The sequence below is a fragment of the Halobaculum limi genome, assembly GCF_029490015.1.
Classification (GTDB): Archaea; Halobacteriota; Halobacteria; order Halobacteriales; family Haloferacaceae; genus Halobaculum; species Halobaculum limi.
In genome coordinates this window covers 2,668,529-2,686,030 of sequence record NZ_CP120468.1, presented here as the reverse complement: position 1 = coordinate 2,686,030, position 17,502 = coordinate 2,668,529, and the positions used below count along the sequence as shown (strand labels likewise).

The window sequence follows — 17,502 nt, the reverse complement described above, 5'->3', positions numbered from 1 at the left end:
TGAAAGGTGCTCTCGCCCGATCGAAGCTATATTGGTGCGTCAAATCTCACCAGCACGGTATGGACGACGCCGCCGACACCGATGCAGCACTCGTCGGAACGACACTCGCGGAGGCGGCAACGCTCGTCGCCGACCGACGCGAGGGCGTGGACGAGGAGACCGCACGTGCTACGCTCTCGTCGGTTGCCGAGGACGACGAACTCACCGTCGACTCGATTCACGACGCACTGGCGTACGCGGCGAAGGTCGTCTCGACGCCCGCGACCCGCGCGGAGTTCGCGGGTCTCGACATCGGGGACGCGAGGGAGGCCGCCAGCGACGTGGCCGACGTCGACACGGTCGACGCTCGACTCGCGGCGTTCGAGGAGCGGTTAGGTGAGATCGAGTCGCGAGTCGCTGCGTTGGACGAGGACCTACAGACGCTCGCTGCCCGCGCTGGCGAGCGTTCTGAAGGCGCGGTCCCCGACGACGTGTTCGCGTTCGCGCGGGACCTGGGGCAACTCGAAGCCCGGGCGAACGAGCAACAGGGTGCGGCAGACGAACTCGCGATGGAGGTAGAAGAGTTCGAACGATGGCTGTCGTCGCCCAGCGCCCGCCACGAGGAACTCGCCGCCGACGTGTCGGACCTTTCGTCAGCGGTCGACCGCCTCGGCGACGACGTCGACGCGGTGGTCGATGGAGACGGCGACGCCAACCTGTGGTTCGACTGTCTGCTTCGGAGACGCGTACTCTCCCTCCAAGTGCGTGACCTCGAAGCGGAGGTGTCGGACCTCCGAACGCTCGTACAGCGAGCAGACGACGTCCCGTCCGACCACACCGGCCGATTGGACGGCGCCGTGGACGACCTGGCCGACCTCGATTCAGAGTTGGCGGACGCGGAGCAGCGTCTCGATGCCGTCGCCACTCCCGAGTGGCGCGACCGATTTGACGACAGACTCGACGCCTTCGACGACGACCTCGATTCGGTGTCACCACCGGTGCCGTGGGGGCGCGTCCTGCGGGCGCTCGAAGCCGCACGGAGCGAGTGAACCGGGGCCGTCCACCAGCGACGCGGCGACCGTCACGACGACCGAGAACCACACGCAGCGAGCCACGCTGACGACAGTTGATACGTATCTCGAAGAGAACTGGTAACTTTATTCCAGATCCAATAGATTGACAAGCAACTCCGGGAACGGTCACGCGGGGAGCCCAGGGGAGCAGTTGTCAGAGGCACACGACGGGGCCGCCCCGCCGCGACCGTCTCCGTCCCACTCGGGGCGGTCGGGGACCCGCTGACGTTTCGGCCCGATGTTCGGCTTACAGCGTGTAGTCGTGGGTGCCGTCCTCGCTGTCGAGGAACGCCGTCAGCAGGTCGATCGTCGAGCGGATGTCCTCGCCGTGTGCGGTCTCGGTGACCGTGTGGAGGTACCGCGTCGGAATCGAGATGGCACCAACTGGCTTCGCGCCGTTGGTGTTCTGGAAGCCGGCCGTGTCCGTGCCGCCCGCGGGCAGGACTTCGAGTTGGTGGGGAATCTCCTCGGCCTCGGCCACGTCGCGCAGGCGACGCGTCACCTTCGGGTTCGTGATGACGGAGCTGTCTTTCAGTTTCACGGCCGCACCCTCACCCAGGCGCGTCACCTGCTTGTCCTCGGCGACGCCCTCGACGTCGGAGGCGATGGTCACGTCGAGTGCGACCGCCAGGTCGGGGTCGATGTCGACGCCCAGTGCCTGCGCCCCGCGGAGGCCGACCTCCTCCTGCACCGTCGCGCAGAAGTGGACCGTCGCCTCGGGGTCCGTCAGTTCGCGGGCGGACTCCAGCATCGCGAACAGGCAGACGCGGTCGTCGAGCGCCTTCCCGGTGACCGTCTCGCCCATCTCGACGGTCGTTTGCTCCATCGTGACCAGGTCGCCGACGGAGACGACCTCCTCGACGTCTTCGCCGTCCATCCCCAGGTCGATGACGACGTCCTCGACGGCGTCCTCCTTCTCGCGGTCCTCCTTCGAGAGCGTGTGCGGGGGCACCGACCCGATGACGCCCGTCAGGTCGCCCTGTTGGGTGTGTACGCGCACGCGCTGTGCGCGAAGCACGCGAGCGTCCCACCCGCCGAGGGCGTCCACCTTCAGGAAGCCGTCGTCGGTGACGTGTTTGACCATGAAGCCGATCTCGTCCATATGCGCCGCCACCGCCACCTCGTAGTCGCCGCTGCCCTCGATGGTCCCGATGACGTTGCCCATCGAGTCCGTGCGGACCTCGTCGACGGCCTCGTCGAAGACGGTGCGGACGCGGTCGCGCACGCGGTCCTCGTAGCCGGGAACACCACTCGTCTCTGTCAGTTCACGCAGCAACTCGAAGTCGAAATCGAACGGCATACCTGCGGCTATGGGCAGGGGTGGCTTAATCGCGGGGTTTCCGGTGGACGGAGAACTATCCCGGAGTTTCTAGTGGTTCCGGAACGTTTTTGCGCCCCTCGGCCCCGAGTTGGCCTGTGACAGACGACGACGTCGAAGCCGAACTCCGTGCACAGTTCGAGGACGCCTTCTCGGGCGCCGACTTCCCCGTGTCCAGTCAGATGGACCTCGTCCCCGCACTCCCGCAGGGGCCAGGGACGAAGTTCGAGGCGGGCGACATCTCCTTCACCGCGATGGAACTCGCCGCCAAACTCGGCTCCAGTCAGGACTTCCCGTACGACGACGTCGACTCCCTCGTCGACGACGTGATGCAGGGCCTGAAAGACAACGGGATGCTCTGAGTCGGGGCGTCGACGCCACCGAAGCCACTCGCGGTTTCTCCACCTTCTTCGTCCGACACAGCGGCGGCGCTATCGACGTGTAGCGCGGCGACCGCCCGGCGCACGGATCAGTCACTACGTCGCTGTCTCCCGTGCGCCTCACACAACAGATCGCCCGTCTCCGAGTCTATATAGAAACTGTCGCCAGCACTGATCTCCGTCTGACAGACTGCACAGCCGTCGCCGTGGTAGACGGCGTACTTCCCGACGGGTGTGCCCGTTCTGAGCCGTCCCGCCGCCCGTGCGGGGCGTGTGATCCCTTCACCGACCGCGGTGAGGTTGGCCGTGTCGGCTTCCTCGAATCGAATGATCGGCACGGCCGAGTGAACGCCACCGGGAGAGGTAACTCCGCTGGCGAGGGGTTCAATAACCGCCGTCGCCAATCGGGGGTGTGTTCGGTGAGTGGATCGCCGCGCTACCCGGGTGGTTGGTCTGGGGAGTCCTCCTGGGTGTGCTCGCCACCGTCGTCGTCGCGGGCGTGTTCCTCGCGGCCAACCGTCTGTTCCCCGACCCGCCCGCACACTCGGGCGGCCCCGACCAGGGGTCGCTCCGCCGAAAAGCCGAGATGCGCGACTACCTCCGGCGGATCGACGAGCGGTTCGTCGAAGACGCCGACCTCGACGGCACGACCGTCGCCTTCTACCTCCCCGAGCGACGCGTCGCCATCACCTTCGACGTCCACGCGTTCTTCGCCATCCGCGACGACGAGGCCAACGGTATCCACGTCATCCTCTGTGAACACGAGATGCCCGGCGCACAACTCGGCCGTCGCCTCCCGTTCGACGTGCCGGACGTGCACCTCGGCCCCGACCCCGCTGTCGGATCGCCCGTCACTGCGGCGTTCGACACGCTCGGTCTGCCGGCCAACGCTGGCGAAGAACGGGTCGAACGCGCCTACCGCGAGAAAGTGAAAGAGGTCCACCCGGACCAGGGTGGTAGTCGGGAAGCGTTCACAGAAGTTCGGGAGGCGTACGCGACCGCCCGCGACCACGTCCAAGAGACCGGAAAGGCCTGATCGGGGAGTGGGGGCAACTGCCGAACCGGCGCGCTACCGCGAGATGCCGCCTTCGCCCTCGTCGATGACTCGCTGTACCTCCTCACGAGTGACGACCGCCAGATCGCCCGAGATGGTCCGCTTGAGCGACGCGGTCGCCGCACCCCACTCCAGCGCCTCGTCGATGGTGCCGCCGAGACACCGCTTCGAGAGGAACCCGCCCACGAAGGCGTCGCCCGTGCCGATGGCGTCGAGGGTGTCGGCCTCGTACACTGGCTGTTCGAACACCTCGCCGTCGTGGAGTGCGAGCGCTCCGTGGTCGCCGCGCGTGACGACGACCGTCTCCAGGTCGTGGTCGGTCGCGAGGCCGTGTGCGACCTCGACGGGTTCGCCCTCGCGGCCGAGGACCGATTCCGCGTCCCGCCGGGCGACGAACAGCGTGTCGACGTGTTCGAACAGGCTTCGGAGCGTCTCGGCGGCCTCCTCGTGGCTCCACAGTTTGCTTCGGTAGTTCACGTCGAAACTCGTCGTCGCGCCCGCCTCCGAGGCTCGCTTCAACAGCGCCGCGGTCGTCTCGGCGGCGTCACTCGACAGCGCGGGCGTGATACCGGTCGTGTGGAACGCGGTCACCCCGTCGAGGATACGACCCGGGAGTTCGTCCGGGCGAACCGTCGTCACCGCGGAGTCGGCGCGGTCGTAGATGACGTTCGTCCCGCGTGGCTCGCCGCCGTCCTCCAAGTAGTAGGTGCCGAGGCGGGCGTCGTCGTCCCAGGCGATGCCGGTGTGGACGCCGTGGGCGCGCAGACCGCTGACGACGCGCCGACCGAGTGGTGAGTCGGGGAGTTTCGACAGCCAGACGCTGTCGAGACCCAGCGACGACCCCGCGACAGCGACGTTGCTCTCTGCGCCGCCGACGCGAACGTCGAACGAATCGGTGGTCTGCAGTCGGGTCCCCTCGGGCGGGGAGAGACGAAGCATCGTCTCCCCGAACGTGACGAGGTCGGTCATACCCACACGCACACGGGCGGTCCACAAGAAGGGTCTGGAACGCGGGGCGGGCGGGGGAACCGGCGGCGCGGTTCGCGACGGCGCTACTCCGCTCGCCGCCCGCCGTGGCCGGGGTAATCACGCTCGAAGCGGTCTTCGATCTCCTCGCGACCGAACTCGACCAGCACGGGTCGGCCGTGCGGGCAGGCGTACGGGTTCTCGCAGTCGTCGAGGGTGTCGAGCAACTCCGTGACGCTCCCCTCCGTGAGTGAGGTGTTCCCGGTCACCGACGGGTAACACGCCAAGTCTGCGAGGAGTGCATCCGCCACCTCCGCGACGGGGCGGTCGCCGGTGGTCACCTCGTCGGCGAACGCCGCGAGAACGTCCCGCAGGAGGTCGGGTTCCAGCGTCGCGTCGAACACCGCCGGAACCGCTGTCACCGCGACCCGACCTGCACCGTCCTCGTCCGGCCGCTCCGCCCGGAAGCCGACCTCTTCGAGGGCGTCTCGAAACGTCTCGAACAGTTCCGACTCGCGCGCAGTCAGGGCAATCTCGACCGGCGTCGCGAGTGTCTGTGTCGGCGCGCCGTCGCCGACCGCTCGCTGGAGGCGTTCGTAGTTCACACGCTCGTCGGCGGCGTGTTGGTCGACCAGCACCAGTCCGGCGTCCGTCTCGCAGACGACGTAGGTGTCGTCATACTGGCCGAGGACGCGCATCGCGGGGAGGCGGTCGTGGGCGGTTCGCTCGTCTGTGGTGCCGCCCGCGAGCGTCGACTGCGACGGTGCGCCCCACGTTCGGTCACTCGCTGTTGCGTCGGTGTTCGCCGGGCCGTCGCCCGATGTGTCTGCTCGGCCAGCGTCGTCGTCCGTCTCCGCCGTGTCGGTCTGCCACGACCGAGGCGAGGGGCTGCTTCCCCCGGCGGTCGCGTCGGTCCGCCCGCGTTCGGGGTGGTCGGTCGGTCGACTCGACGCACCGCCGACGTCGACGCTCCACGCGCCGCCGGCGTCGTTCGCCGCCGCATCTGCCGTCGTCGTGGTGTCCGCTGTCGCATCCGCCGTCGAGTCGGCGTCTACTCGCTGGTCGGCGTCGTCTCTGGTGTTCGTCGTCTCCGCCTCCGGTGGCACCACGCCGTCGTCCGGCGCGTCGTCGGGGTCGTCCGGTGTGGCGGCGTCGGAGCCACCCCACGCGTCGAGGACAGAAGCGGTCGTCTCCGCGCCGGCGCTCTGTGACTGCTCGTCACTGTCGTCGCCCGCCTCAGTCGTGCGTCGTGCGTTCGCGGCGCGTTCGTGATCCGTCCCAGCCCCGCCGACGACTTCGGGGTCGACGTCGACCTCGTCGGGGGCGGAGCGCCCACGCGGGGCCGACGACCGCACGAGGCCGTGGTCGAGGAGGGCCGAGCGAACGGCCGTCCGAACCGTCTCCATTACGTCGGCGTCGTCGTCGAAGCGCACCTCCGTCTTTCGCGGGTGGACGTTTACGTCGACGGCGGTCCGAGCCACGTCGACGAACAGGACGGCGAACGGGTAGCGGTCGGTCGCCAGTTGACCGCCATAGGCGTCGACCACGGCCCCACGGAGGTCACCGTCGCGCACCCAGCGGTCGTTCACGTACGTCGTGAGGTACTCCCTACCTGCGCGGGTCGTCTCGGGGTGCGAGACGAGACCGGACACGGACACCGCACCGTCCTCCGATTCGTACTCCACGTCGACCATCGACTCGGCGACTTCGCGGCCGTAGACGGCCAGCACCGCCGAACGGCGGTTCCCGTCGCCGGGCGAGGCGAACACCTCACGGCCGTCGTGTTCCAGCGACACCGCCACGTCGGGGTTGGCGAGGGCGTACGCCGAGACGACGCCGTTCACGCGGTCGAACTCCGTCGCGGGCGTCTTGAGGAACTTCCGGCGGGCGGGCGTGCGCCCGAACAGGTCGCGGACCTCGACGGTCGTGCCGACCGGACAGCCCGCAGGGGTCACTTCGCTCTCGTCGCCGTGGTCGACGACCAGTTCCGCGCCGGTGTCGGCGTCGGGCGTGCGCGAACGAACCGTCAGTTCTGCGACTGCGCCGACCGAGTGGAGCGCCTCGCCGCGGAAGCCGAGCGTGGCGACGCCGGCGTCGAGGTCGGCCATATCTTCGAGTTTGCTCGTCGCGTGTTTCGCGACCGCCATCGGCAACTCCTCGGGCGGGATGCCCGCACCGTCGTCGCGGACGCGGATGCTGTCGATGCCGCCGTTCTCGACGGCGACGGCGACTCTGCTCGCACCGGCGTCGAGCGCGTTCTCGACGAGTTCTTTCACCACGGAGGCGGGGCGCTCGACCACCTCGCCCGCCGCGATCTCGCGGACGGTTCGGTCGTCGAGCGAACGTATCTCGCCGGTCATCGACCGAACGCTGGCGGCGCGGCCGTATCAAACCCGTGTTCGTTGCGGGCGCGGGGCGGTCAGTGGATCGCGACAAGACACTTGCCGCGGGAGCGAAACCTCCGCGTATGGACTCCAACAGTCGCCCGGTGGTCCCCGACCTGTCGGTGTTCCCGCCGTTCCTCCGTCGACTGATCCTCGTGGTGCTCTTGGGGTCAGTCGGGTTCTTGGCGCTGATGGTGCTGATCGGTATCCTCACCGTGTAGGTCGGCCGACGAGACCACGCCACCCGTTACGAAGGCTGAGAATTCGGCCGCGAGGTATTAATACAGCTTCGTCGTCGTATCGGACGACAATGAGCGGGAGCGGGACAGAAAACGGGGTGGGGACCCACACGGAGTCGCTGAGCGAGCTGTCGACTGCCGACGACGCCGAGCGAAGTCTCTCGTCGAAGGCGGAACTCGTGTTGACACCGCCGGGGGCACAGCGACGGACGGCGCTCAAGCGACAGGCCGTGAGCAGTTTTGTCGCCCACCCGACGGTGGTCGAGTTCACGTACCAGACGGACCCGGTGACGATGCACGAACGCTGGCGGTCGGACGTCGGCGCACCGCCGTGTCATATGGTCGTCGACGCCTCCGGCACGGGCGAGGCGCCCGGTCCGCGGGTCGCCGCCGACGGCGGGTCGTTCGCGGCAGAGTCGGCACACCCGAAGGACCTCACCGGCCTGTGTATGAAGTGGCAGGACGCGCTACAGGAGGCACGCAACCACGGGAACCTCTTCGTGACGTTCGACTCCGTCACCGCCCTGTTGCAGTACGTCGACCTAGAGGAGGCGTACCGCTTCCTCCACATCCTCGTCGCGGGCGTCCACCGCGCCGGTGCACGAGCGCAGTTCTACATCGACCCGAAGGCCCACGACGACCAGACCGTCTCCACCGTGCAGGGCCTGTTCGACGCCGTGAAACACGTCGGCTGAGCGGAGGGCCGCCTGCCCCCCGCCCGACGATTTATTAGCTCCCTCAGAGTTCTCGCCCGTATGACACTCACACGGCGGTTCGCGGACCTCGACATCTTTTGGGAGCGACACGCCAACCCCAAGAGCGGGTGGTCGCGGTTCCTGTCGGTCCCGCTTCTCCTCGTGGCGACGTACACGCGGGACCGTCGACTGCTCGCAGTGACGCTCGGGTGGATTCTCGTCAACCCCGTCGCGTTCCCCCGCGTCGACCGCGAGAGCGACACAGGCCCCGCGTGGATGACGCGCGTCGTCGACGCCGAACGCGCGTGGCTTCGCGGCGAGGTGACGGCGGGGTCGTGGCACCGGCTGAACACGCTCGCCGGTCCCGTCACGGCGTACGCGCTGTATGCGGCGTACCGCCGCCGGCCGGTTCGGGCGGCCCTGGCGGGTGCGGTGTCGATGACGTTGAAAGTCGCGTTCGTGTGGGGGCTCGAACGGCGTGCGGCCGCGGCCGCAGCGAGCGAGTAACCAGCCGGTCCCGTTCTCGTCCTCCGTGCGCCCGATTCAGGGCTGTGGCAGCGTCACTTCCTCGCCGTCTGCGTACACCGTCGGGTCGGTGACGATGCCGTCGAGGTGGAGGGGTGCGTCGGTGTCGCCGCCGATGCCCGCGTCGTCGCCGATGGCGATGTGGACGGTGCCGGCGGCCTTCTCGTCGAGGAGGACCGACCCGACCAGTTCGGTGACGCCGACGTTCGTCCCGATGCCCAGTTCCGCGAGGTTGTACGCGTCCTCACCGACCTCCTCGGCGGCGGTCTCGACCTGTTCGCGCACCTCGTCGTCGGAGATGTCGGTGACGAAGCCGTCTTCGACCTCGAAGCGGAGTTCCTGGCCGTCGAGGCGGCCGTACGGCATCATCGTCCCGTCGACGACGTAGGTGCCGTTCGCGTTCTCGGGGCTGACGAACACCTCGCCAGCGGGGAGGTTCGAGAACGACCCTGCGTCGCTCACGTCGCCGGTATCCGAGAGGAACTCACGCGAGCCAGGTTCGAACGTGATGTCCGTGCCCGCGTCGGTGGTCACGCGAATCTCGTCGGCGTCGTCGACCTGTGCGCGCACGTCGGCGCAGTGCTGAGCGATAGCCTCGTAGTCGGCATCGAGACCCGTGAGGAACACGTCGCGGGTGATGCCCGGCAGGGTCGCACCGCGTGCCCCGGCATCGGTGGCGTCGCCGCGGGCGCGAGTGTGGCTCAGGCTCTTCGTCGTCGGCGCGAGGAAGGCGTCGGCCTCGCGCATCGCCGCTGCGACCGGCGCGGGCGGTTCTTCGCCGTGTTGGGCCGCCGGCGGGTAGCGGACGATGCTCGCGTCGCTCGTCACCTCGCTAGCCACCTCGTAGAGGGCCTCGCCGATGTCGACGCGCTTGTCGTCGGTGACGACCGCCAGCGACTCGTCGCTCGCGAGGTCGAGACACTGGTGGATCGCCGTCTCCGCGGCCGCTCGAAGGTCGTCGTCCATACACACGTCTGTGCGGGCCCTCGGTTTGGGCCTGTCGGAGCGGTCGCTCGGGCGTTCATCGGCCCCTGCCGCGGCGAGGAATCCCTGATCGCGAGAATCTGCCGAAATCGGCGTTCTTACTCGCTCTGTAGTTGTTTTCGGATTAGTGATGTCGTAACGATTAACCCCCACCACGAAGGATGAATCGGCAATGATTCAGGTGGGCGTCAACGGCTACGGCACGATTGGGAAGCGCGTCGCCGACGCGGTGGCCGCACAGCCCGATATGAAACTGATCGGCGTGGCGAAGACTCAGCCGAACTACGAGGCGGAGGCGGCCGTCCGGAAGGGGTACCCGCTGTACGCGGCCATCCCCGAACGCGCCGACCGCTTCCACGAGTCGGGCATCGACCTCGCCGGCGAAGTCGAGGATATGGTGATGACCGCGGACGTCATCGTCGACACGACGCCCTCCGGCATCGGTGCGGCCAACCGCGAACTGTACGAACGCTACGACACGCCCGCCATCTTCCAGGGAGGAGAAGACGCAGACGTCGCCGACGTGAGTTTCAACGCCCGCTCGAACTACGACCTCGCGCGCCCGACGGACGTTCGAACCGCCCGCGTCGTCTCGTGTAACACGACCGGACTCTCACGGCTCCTCGCTCCGCTGACGGAGGAGTACGGCGTCGAGAAGGCTCGCGTCACGCTCGTCCGACGCGGCGGCGACCCCGGCCAGACCTCACGCGGTCCCATCAACGACATCCTCCCCGACCCCGTCTCGGTGCCCTCCCACCACGGCCCCGACGTGAACACCATCTTCCCCGACGTCGACATCGACACGCTGGGTGTGAAGGTGCCCGCGACGCTGATGCACCTCCACTCGGTCAACATCACGCTGGAGGCGGACCCGACCGCCGCCGAGGTGCGCCAGTTGCTCGCGAACGAGTCTCGCCTGTTCCTCGTGCCCGAAGAGACAGGCATCGACGGGACGGGGAAACTCAAGGAGTTCGCGATGGACACCGGCCGGCCACGGGGCGACCTCTGGGAGAACTGCATCTGGGAGGACTCCGTCTCGATGGAGGGCCGCGACCTCTATCTGTTCCAGTCCATCCACCAGGAGTCCGACGTCATCCCGGAGAACATCGACGCGATTCGCGCACTCCTCGACTGGGAGGACCGCGAGACGAGTATGGCGACGACCGACGAGACGCTCGGCGTCGGCCTTGAGTCGCTGTTCGACGGACAGCGTCAGCGGGTGGTCCCCCGCACCGACGACTGACGCGAAGAACTCCCTCCGCGCCCGCAGCGCTCACCTTCTCAGCCCAAGTCGTGGACGGTGACTTCCTCGCTCGCCGTGTCGACGACGAACGCCGCAGGCTCCTCCTCACGGCCGGGAATCGGTACCCCGCCGGGGTTGAGGTGGACCGTCTCCTCGCGTTCCTCGTTGACTCGTTCGTGGGTGTGCCCGCGACAGACGTAGTCGTACGCGCCGCTCGCGAGGAGTGCGTCGACGATGGGTTCACTCGTGCCGTGATAGACGGCGAACTCGGCTCCGTCGAGCGTCAGGTCCGCGAACTCGCCGTGGTAGGTGCCGAACGACTCGACGGTGTCAGCGAGTGCCCACTCGCCGTCGTTGTTGCCGCGGACAGCGTGGAACTCCCAGTCCCCGTCGAACGGCGTCGCGGAGAAGGGCGCGACGATGTCGCCGCAGTGGATAACCGCGTCGACGGCGCGGTCGGTGAACACGCCGACCGCGTTCTCGACGTACTGTGCGTTGTCGTGGGTGTCGGAGACGACGCCGACGAGCATACCCGCCGTTCGGTTGCTCGCGGCTTGAAGCCCCGGCCCACCCGCGCAACCCTGTGGTGACGTGACCGACCGGGTGTTTCAAGCGGCCGGGCGACGGCCTCGGCCGTATGGTCCTCCTCAGGCATCCCCTCTACGTCGCAGTTGGCGCGACGGTCGCAGTGTACGGTATCGCGTACGCGCTCGTCTCGGGCGAGTTCCTCGCCGCGGCGGTGACGACGTTTCCGGGCGCGTGGCTCGTCGGGTACGGCCTCTTGAACGGCATCGCGCTCGCGGTCGACGACACGGACCGGTCGCCTCGGAGTGTGAGCAGTGATGACGACGACAGTGCCAACGGTGACGATGACGAGACGGAAGAGTCGGACGCGCTAGCGAGCAGCCCCGTCTTCCGCACTCCGTACTAACAGTTCGACGGCCGGGAGCGGTTCGCCGGTGAGCGCGCGGATGTACGCGCCGCCGGCGATAGAGACGTGGGAGAAGTCGGCCTCGTCCATCCCGTACATCGTGATCGCGCGAGAGGTGTCGCCGCCGCCGACGACGGAGAAGCAGTCTGTCTCGGCGATGGCCTCCAACACGCCGACGGTGCCGACGCTGAACCGTTCGTCCTCGAACACGCCGAGCGCGCCTTTCACGAACACCGCCTCAGAGTCGCGGATAATCGGCGCGTACGTCTCGACCGTCTCGGTGCCGACGTCGAGGAACGACTGCGTCTTCTCGGTGACATCGTCGACTGCGACCTCACCGCGGTCGCCGTCGGGGTCCTCGTACGCGAGGTCCGTAGCGAGCGTCACCTGATCACGACGCTGTTCGAGCACCGAGCGAATCGTCTCCTCGTTGGCCGCCCACTGCTCGTCGAACAGGTCGGTCTCGACATCCTCGCCGACCGGGTATCCGGCCGCGCGGAGGAACAGTTCGCCGGCGACGCCGCCCAGCAAGAACTGGTCCACCTTCTCGTCGAGCGCCTCCATCACGCCGATGACGTCGGTGGCTTTCGTCCCGCCGACGACCATCGTCACGTTTCCGTCGAACTCGCGGTCGGCGATGGCAGTGTTCGCCTCGTACTCCGTCGCCATCACGCGCCCCGCGTACCCCGGGAGGCGAAGCGGGAAGCCGACTAACGAGGCGTGCTTCCGGTGAGCCGCCGAGTACGCGTCGTTCACGTAGGCGTCGAACTCCGGTGCGAGCGTCTCGACGAAGTCGCTGGCGGCGTGTTCCTCCGGGTCCTTCTCGGGTAACTCGTCGTCGGTCATCCGGGTGTTCTCCAGGAGGAGGACGTCACCCGCGTCCAGCGCGCGGATGGCCGAGATCGCGTCCTCACCGAACGTGTCCAGGACGAAGTCCACGTCCACGCCCGCGTGGTCGGCGAGGATGTCGGCGTGTTGCTCCAGCGAGACGAACGTGTCTCGGCCGGGGCGACCCTGGTGGGCCATCAGCACGACGCGGTGACCCGCATTCGCGAGGTCTGCGACCGTCTCTGCGTGACGAGAGAACCGGCGGTTGTCCTGCACGACGCCGTCTTCGACCGGCGAGTTGAGGTCGAGACGGACGAGTACGCGCTGCTCGGCGGGGAGGTCGTCGATGGTGCGGAAGGAAGGCATACATCCGTGGCGTCGGCGGTGACGAACTTAGAAGGCGCGGATGCCACAGCGCCACCGCTCGGCCCGGGCGAACAGGCGGCCGTGCTCGGGGCGTGAGCGTCGCGGAGTCGACCCTCGGCGGCGCGTCGTCGGGCCGCACACCCGCTGCCCGACGCGCCGTGGCTGTCAGTGCATCAGGCTCGCTGGTTCGGTCTCGTTGAAGAAGGTTCGCAGTGGGTCGCGGACTCGTTTCTTCCTCGTCCTCGCGTTGTTCGTGGGTGGAGCGGCCCGAAGACCGCTCCGCCGCTTGCAGAGCCGACGAAGTCGGCTTCGCCTGGTTTGTTGGCGGCTCGGCACGGGGATCTCGCCGCCGGTCATCTGAGGGCTCGCTGCGCTCGCCCTCGCGTTAGTCGTCGCTTGCTTCCGCTTCCGCCTCGGTGCGCGAAGCACGCCGCGCTGCGCGGTCGATGAACTCCTGCGGGAGTTCGTCGATCTCACCAGCTTGGACGCCCCACAGGTGCGCGTAGAGGCCGTCCTCGCCCAGGAGGTCCTCGTGGGAGCCGCGTTCGGCGATCCGTCCGTCTTCGAGCACGACGATCTGGTCTGCGTCCTTGATCGTCGACAGACGGTGGGCGATGGCGAACGTCGTGCGGTCTTCGGTCAGGCGGTCGATGGAGCGCTGGATGAGCATCTCCGTCTCCGTGTCCACGTCGGAGGTCGCCTCGTCGAGGACGAGGATCTCCGGATCCTTGAGGATCGCACGGGCGATGGAGAGCCGTTGGCGCTGTCCGCCCGAGAGTTTCACGCCGCGCTCACCGATCTCGGTGTCGTACCCTTCGGGCAGGTTCTGAATGAACTTGTGCGCCTCCGCCGCCTTCGCCGCCTCGACGATTTCGTCGTCGTCCGCGTCGAAGGTGCCGTAGGCGATGTTGTCGCGGACCGTCCCGTAGAACATGAACGTGTCCTGACTCACGTAGCCGAGCGACTGTCGGAGGCTCGGAATCGTCACGTCGCGGATGTCCTGGCCGTCGATCTCGATGCTCCCGTCGTCGACGTCGTACATCCGCAAGAGGAGTTTGAGGACGGTCGACTTCCCTGCGCCGGTGGGGCCGACGAGCGCGAGCGTCTCGCCGCCGTCGACGTCGAAGGTGATGTCGTCGACGATGACCTCCTCGTCGTCGTAACTGAACGTCACGTCGTCGTAGACGACCTCGCCGTCGTCGACGACGAGGTCCTCGGCGGCGGGGTCCTCGACGATGCGCGAGGGGGTGTCCATCAGGCCGAACAGGCGGGCGCTGGAGGCGCGTGCGCGCTGGTACATATTGATGATGGAGCCAAACTGCGCCATCGGCCAGATGAACCGCTGGGTGTAGAGGATGAACGTCGTGAACGTCCCGACGGTGAGCGCGTTCCCGCCCGTCAGCCACAGCGGGGCGTCCCCGAGCACCCAGAACCCGCCGACGCCGAACGTGATGACGAAGCCGACGCCCGCGATGACGCGAAGCGCAGGGAAGAACTTGATCCGGGTGGTGATGGCGTCCCAGTTGGCGTCGTAGTAGTCGGTAGAGACGTCGTCGACGCGCTCGGACTCGAAGCCCTCGGTGTTGAACGTCTTGATGACCTTGATGCCGCCGAGGTTGTTCTCCAGCCGCGAGTTGAGGTGGCCGACCGTCTTGCGCACGTCGGCGTACTTCGGCTGGATGACGTCGATGAACTTCCACGTCGTCACCGCGATGACGGGTACGGGAAGCAGCGAGATGAGTGCCAATCGCGGGTTCAGCCAGAACATAATGCTCGCGATGCCGAGCACCATCACCGACAGACGGAACGCGGAGTTCATCCCGTCGTTGAGGAACCGCTCCAGTCGGTTCACGTCGTTCGAGAGCACGGACATCATCTCGCCGGTCTGTTTCTCGGCGAAGAAGTCCATGTTCAGCCGCTGCATCTTGTCGTAGGTGTCTGTCCGGATGTCGTGTTGGATGTTCTGCGCGAAGGAGTTCCAGCCGAAGTTCCGGATCCAGTGGAACACCGACCCGCCGAAGAAGGCGAACGCGATGACGCCGATACTGAACACGAACTGGCCGCGTGGCTCCGCCGGGAGTAGCCCTTGCGGGACTAACGGCAGATCGAACGGTCGGTCGTTGCGGAAGATGGCGTCGATAGCGAGACCGAGGAGGAGTGGCGGCAACAGATCGAGAATCCGCGCCGCGACGCTCCCGAAGAACCCGAGACCGAAGAACCGGGCGTTCGGAAACCCGTACTCCGAGAACAGCCGCTTCATCGGATTCTCCGTTTTTTCACGGATATCCTCGAAGGGGTCGTCCTCGTCCGATGGATGACTCATTACCCAGTAGAGTGATACCAAGCCCCTAAACGGTTCGCTTCGAATCGAAACACCCCGGATTCGTCCGTCTCCGGGTCGCCTCCCGCCCGGCCGTCGCAGACGTCAGTAGTCGCCGGCTATCTCCACGGTGTCGCCGACGCTGACGCCAGTCCGATTGGTCCACTGGTACGGCACTTCGAGGACGTATCTCCCGGTTCCACGGTACCGCTGTAAGTCCGACTCGCTCGTTCCCTCCGGCGGCAGTTCGGCGTTGTGGATGCGAGTGACGGTGCCGTTGGCGGCGATGAACACTATATCGATGGGGAAGTCCATGTCCCGCATCACGTACGCGTACTCGCCTTCGCTGTCGTGGACGAACAGCATTCCCTCGTTCGGCCCGAGCGACTCGGTGTCAGAGAGGCCCGTATACCGTTTCGCGTACGTGTCGGCCACGCGCACGTCTGCCGTGCCCAGTTCGGTCCCTCCCTCGTCGACGACGGTGACGGTGGTTCGCTCGTACTCGCCGTCGTTGGCGGCGCTCGTGAGCGTCCCGAGACAGCCAGTGAGCACGAGCATCCCGACGACGGCGACGACGAGGAGCAGACGTGAGCGAGCAGGAGCCATCGTCCGCAATTCGCGGTCTGTGTGGGAAAACGTGTCGGGCAGGCCATCGGTGGGCGGGCCGAACGAATCGAAAGGGAAGCGTTATTCGACCGCGACCGGAACGAGACGGTGCGGGCTCGTAGTCTAGTGGTTATGACGCTTCCCTTACAAGGAAGAGACCGGTGGTTCAAATCCGCCCGAGCCCATCCGAGTGACCGAGCGATGCGAGGCGCGAGGTGTTCTGTGAGGCGGATTCTGAAGCAGGGTGTGACGCGAGCGGAACGACCGTAGTTCAAATCCGCCCGAGCCCACTTCTGACGTTGCCATCGCGAGGAGTGGAACGACGAGCGGTTGCCGTCGGCCCGTACGCACAGTTATGTTGTCGCCCACAAAACACGACCCGATATGGACGAGACAGTGTACGTCATCGCGCAGGTACAGGTCGACGACCGGGAGGCGTATCAGGAGGAGTATCTCCCGACGACAATCGACCGTATCGAAGCGCACGGGGGGAGTCTCCTCGTCGGGGCCGACGAGGCGGAAGTTTTGGAGGGCGAGTGGGACGGCAACTGGACGGTCGTTATCGAGTTTCCGTCAGCCACCGACGCGACCGACTTCTTCGAAGACGAGGAGTACGGCGAAGTCGTCGGAGTGCGTCACGAGGCGGCCGCGTTCAGCAACATCGCACTCGTACCGTCGTTCGACGATTCGTCATCATAGCCGATGCGACCAACGAATCCGAGTTAACTGGGGTTTACGGCGGTAAACGGCCACATCACCTTTTACGCGTCCCACTACACTGTCCGTCCGTCCGATGCACGAGTCTGTTCAGCGAGGGGGATGTCGATGAGTGCGAAACGGATTGCCGCGGTACTGGCGTTGATCGTCGTCGTCGCGGTCGGCGGCGCGGCGGCGTTCGTCCAGGGGATCGGTCCCTTCGGCGACATCGGTGGCGGCGACTCCAACCCGGTGACTGAGACGCCTCGGTCGACAGGGACCGTGTACGGTGTCGACGAGTCCGGCGGGTCAGCCGAGTCGAGCGGTGGTGATGGTGGCGGATCGAGCGGCGATTCCGGCGATAGTGACAGCGGCGACACGCAGTCGATCCCGCCGTACACGTTCGCCATCCAGTCTATCGAGCAGTGTGGGCAGACCTGCCGCGACGTGACTGTCAGCCTCGACAACAACCGTAACGAGACGGCGACGGGCGTCACCGTCTTCACCCGCATCTACGCGGGCAACTCCACCGACTCCAGCGCCCAGATATGGGAGGGCAAACGCGACGTGGGCACCGTCGAGGCCGGCGGGTCGGTGACGGAGACGAGTCGCGTCGACCTCTCGTACGCCGAGGCGTACCAGGTCCAACAGAACGACGGCTGGATCACCATCGTCACCACCGTCGAATCCGACAACGTGACGATCACGTACAGAGAGCAGCGCGACGTTCGCTGACCGCCAGCGGGCGCGGCGATTCGAAACGCTTTTTCATACAGCCGGGGTTCATCGAAGTGCGCCGCCTTAGCTCAGACTGGGAGAGCACTCGACTGAAGATCGAGCTGTCCCCGGTTCAAATCCGGGAGGCGGCATCCCACTTCTACACGGTTCCCATTCGGAGAGCGCTCGTACTCGACT

At 66.9% G+C, this 17,502-nt stretch carries 19 protein-coding genes and 2 tRNA genes; 12 read left to right on the top strand and 9 right to left on the bottom strand.

The window, feature by feature from the left end:
• Positions 1–59: 59 nt before the first annotated feature.
• A complete protein-coding gene (locus P0D77_RS13680; protein WP_277553657.1) occupies positions 60–1,028 on the top strand; it encodes a hypothetical protein in 969 nt (322 codons plus the stop codon).
• Between the two features lie 271 nt (positions 1,029–1,299).
• On the opposite strand, the gene P0D77_RS13675 is transcribed toward P0D77_RS13680, so the two are convergent.
• A complete protein-coding gene (locus P0D77_RS13675; protein WP_277553656.1) occupies positions 1,300–2,352 on the bottom strand; it encodes a M42 family metallopeptidase in 1,053 nt (350 codons plus the stop codon).
• 116 nt (positions 2,353–2,468) lie between these two features.
• Here P0D77_RS13675 and P0D77_RS13670 point away from each other — a divergent pair, with 116 nt between their 5' ends.
• Positions 2,469–2,732, top strand: a complete 264-nt coding sequence (locus P0D77_RS13670; RefSeq protein WP_277553655.1) for an MTH865 family protein — start codon at positions 2,469–2,471, stop codon at positions 2,730–2,732.
• A 107-nt stretch (positions 2,733–2,839) separates the two neighbouring features.
• On the opposite strand, the gene P0D77_RS13665 is transcribed toward P0D77_RS13670, so the two are convergent.
• Positions 2,840–3,088, bottom strand: coding sequence for a DUF8075 family protein (locus P0D77_RS13665; protein ID WP_277553654.1), 249 nt, complete (start codon positions 3,086–3,088; stop codon positions 2,840–2,842).
• Between the two features lie 74 nt (positions 3,089–3,162).
• On the opposite strand from P0D77_RS13665, the gene P0D77_RS13660 reads away from it, so the two are divergent.
• Positions 3,163–3,786: a J domain-containing protein gene (locus tag P0D77_RS13660; RefSeq protein WP_277553653.1), complete on the top strand. Its 624-nt coding sequence runs from the start codon at positions 3,163–3,165 to the stop codon at positions 3,784–3,786.
• A 33-nt stretch (positions 3,787–3,819) separates the two neighbouring features.
• On the opposite strand, the gene kdgK1 is transcribed toward P0D77_RS13660, so the two are convergent.
• Both kdgK1 and mutL read right to left on the bottom strand, forming a co-directional pair.
• The gene (gene kdgK1 / locus P0D77_RS13655) at positions 3,820–4,773 is read right to left on the bottom strand and encodes a bifunctional 2-dehydro-3-deoxygluconokinase/2-dehydro-3-deoxygalactonokinase (RefSeq protein ID WP_277553652.1); all 954 of its coding nucleotides are present in this window, start codon (positions 4,771–4,773) and stop codon (positions 3,820–3,822) included.
• Positions 4,774–4,856: 83 nt separating this feature from the next.
• Positions 4,857–7,130: a DNA mismatch repair endonuclease MutL gene (gene mutL, locus P0D77_RS13650; RefSeq protein WP_277553651.1), complete on the bottom strand. Its 2,274-nt coding sequence runs from the start codon at positions 7,128–7,130 to the stop codon at positions 4,857–4,859.
• Positions 7,131–7,237: 107 nt separating this feature from the next.
• Between mutL and P0D77_RS13645 the strand changes: the two genes are divergently transcribed.
• From P0D77_RS13645 to P0D77_RS13635, 3 genes are all read left to right on the top strand, one after another.
• Positions 7,238–7,375: a hypothetical protein gene (locus tag P0D77_RS13645; RefSeq protein ID WP_277553650.1), complete on the top strand. Its 138-nt coding sequence runs from the start codon at positions 7,238–7,240 to the stop codon at positions 7,373–7,375.
• 89 nt (positions 7,376–7,464) lie between these two features.
• The gene (locus P0D77_RS13640) at positions 7,465–8,088 is read left to right on the top strand and encodes a DUF7504 family protein (RefSeq protein WP_277553649.1); all 624 of its coding nucleotides are present in this window, start codon (positions 7,465–7,467) and stop codon (positions 8,086–8,088) included.
• Positions 8,089–8,148: 60 nt separating this feature from the next.
• Positions 8,149–8,595, top strand: a complete 447-nt coding sequence (locus P0D77_RS13635) for a DUF6653 family protein (protein WP_277553648.1) — start codon at positions 8,149–8,151, stop codon at positions 8,593–8,595.
• Between the two features lie 36 nt (positions 8,596–8,631).
• On the opposite strand, the gene P0D77_RS13630 is transcribed toward P0D77_RS13635, so the two are convergent.
• Positions 8,632–9,579, bottom strand: coding sequence for an aminopeptidase (locus P0D77_RS13630; protein WP_277553647.1), 948 nt, complete (start codon positions 9,577–9,579; stop codon positions 8,632–8,634).
• A 190-nt stretch (positions 9,580–9,769) separates the two neighbouring features.
• Between P0D77_RS13630 and P0D77_RS13625 the strand changes: the two genes are divergently transcribed.
• On the top strand, positions 9,770–10,840 hold the full coding sequence (locus tag P0D77_RS13625) for a type II glyceraldehyde-3-phosphate dehydrogenase (protein ID WP_277553646.1): 1,071 nt from the start codon (positions 9,770–9,772) through the stop codon (positions 10,838–10,840).
• 38 nt (positions 10,841–10,878) lie between these two features.
• Here P0D77_RS13625 and P0D77_RS13620 read toward each other — a convergent pair whose 3' ends face one another.
• Positions 10,879–11,370 (bottom strand): metallophosphoesterase, encoded by a 492-nt coding sequence (locus tag P0D77_RS13620; protein WP_277553645.1) that lies wholly within the window; start codon positions 11,368–11,370, stop codon positions 10,879–10,881.
• Positions 11,371–11,477: 107 nt separating this feature from the next.
• Between P0D77_RS13620 and P0D77_RS13615 the strand changes: the two genes are divergently transcribed.
• On the top strand, positions 11,478–11,771 hold the full coding sequence (locus tag P0D77_RS13615; protein ID WP_277553644.1) for a hypothetical protein: 294 nt from the start codon (positions 11,478–11,480) through the stop codon (positions 11,769–11,771).
• Here P0D77_RS13615 and P0D77_RS13610 read toward each other — a convergent pair.
• From P0D77_RS13610 to P0D77_RS13600, 3 genes are all read right to left on the bottom strand, one after another.
• A complete protein-coding gene (locus P0D77_RS13610; RefSeq protein ID WP_277553643.1) occupies positions 11,736–12,965 on the bottom strand; it encodes a phosphoglycerate kinase in 1,230 nt (409 codons plus the stop codon). The genes P0D77_RS13615 and P0D77_RS13610 overlap by 36 nt on opposite strands.
• Positions 12,966–13,350: 385 nt before the next feature.
• Positions 13,351–15,288 carry an ABC transporter ATP-binding protein gene (locus P0D77_RS13605; RefSeq protein WP_277553642.1) on the bottom strand — a complete coding sequence of 646 codons (1,938 nt, stop codon included), beginning with the start codon at positions 15,286–15,288 and terminating at the stop codon, positions 13,351–13,353.
• A 102-nt stretch (positions 15,289–15,390) separates the two neighbouring features.
• Complete coding sequence (locus P0D77_RS13600) at positions 15,391–15,891, bottom strand: DUF192 domain-containing protein (protein ID WP_277553641.1); 501 nt, start codon at positions 15,889–15,891, stop codon at positions 15,391–15,393.
• Positions 15,892–16,003: 112 nt separating this feature from the next.
• Here P0D77_RS13600 and P0D77_RS13595 point away from each other — a divergent pair.
• From P0D77_RS13595 to P0D77_RS13580, 4 genes are all read left to right on the top strand, one after another.
• Positions 16,004–16,076 (top strand) — tRNA-Val (locus tag P0D77_RS13595).
• A 199-nt stretch (positions 16,077–16,275) separates the two neighbouring features.
• On the top strand, positions 16,276–16,590 hold the full coding sequence (locus P0D77_RS13590) for a DUF1330 domain-containing protein (protein ID WP_277553640.1): 315 nt from the start codon (positions 16,276–16,278) through the stop codon (positions 16,588–16,590).
• A gap of 126 nt (positions 16,591–16,716) precedes the next feature.
• The gene (locus tag P0D77_RS13585; RefSeq protein ID WP_277553638.1) at positions 16,717–17,322 is read left to right on the top strand and encodes a hypothetical protein; all 606 of its coding nucleotides are present in this window, start codon (positions 16,717–16,719) and stop codon (positions 17,320–17,322) included.
• A 60-nt stretch (positions 17,323–17,382) separates the two neighbouring features.
• Positions 17,383–17,456 (top strand) — tRNA-Phe (locus P0D77_RS13580).
• Positions 17,457–17,502 lie beyond the last annotated feature (46 nt).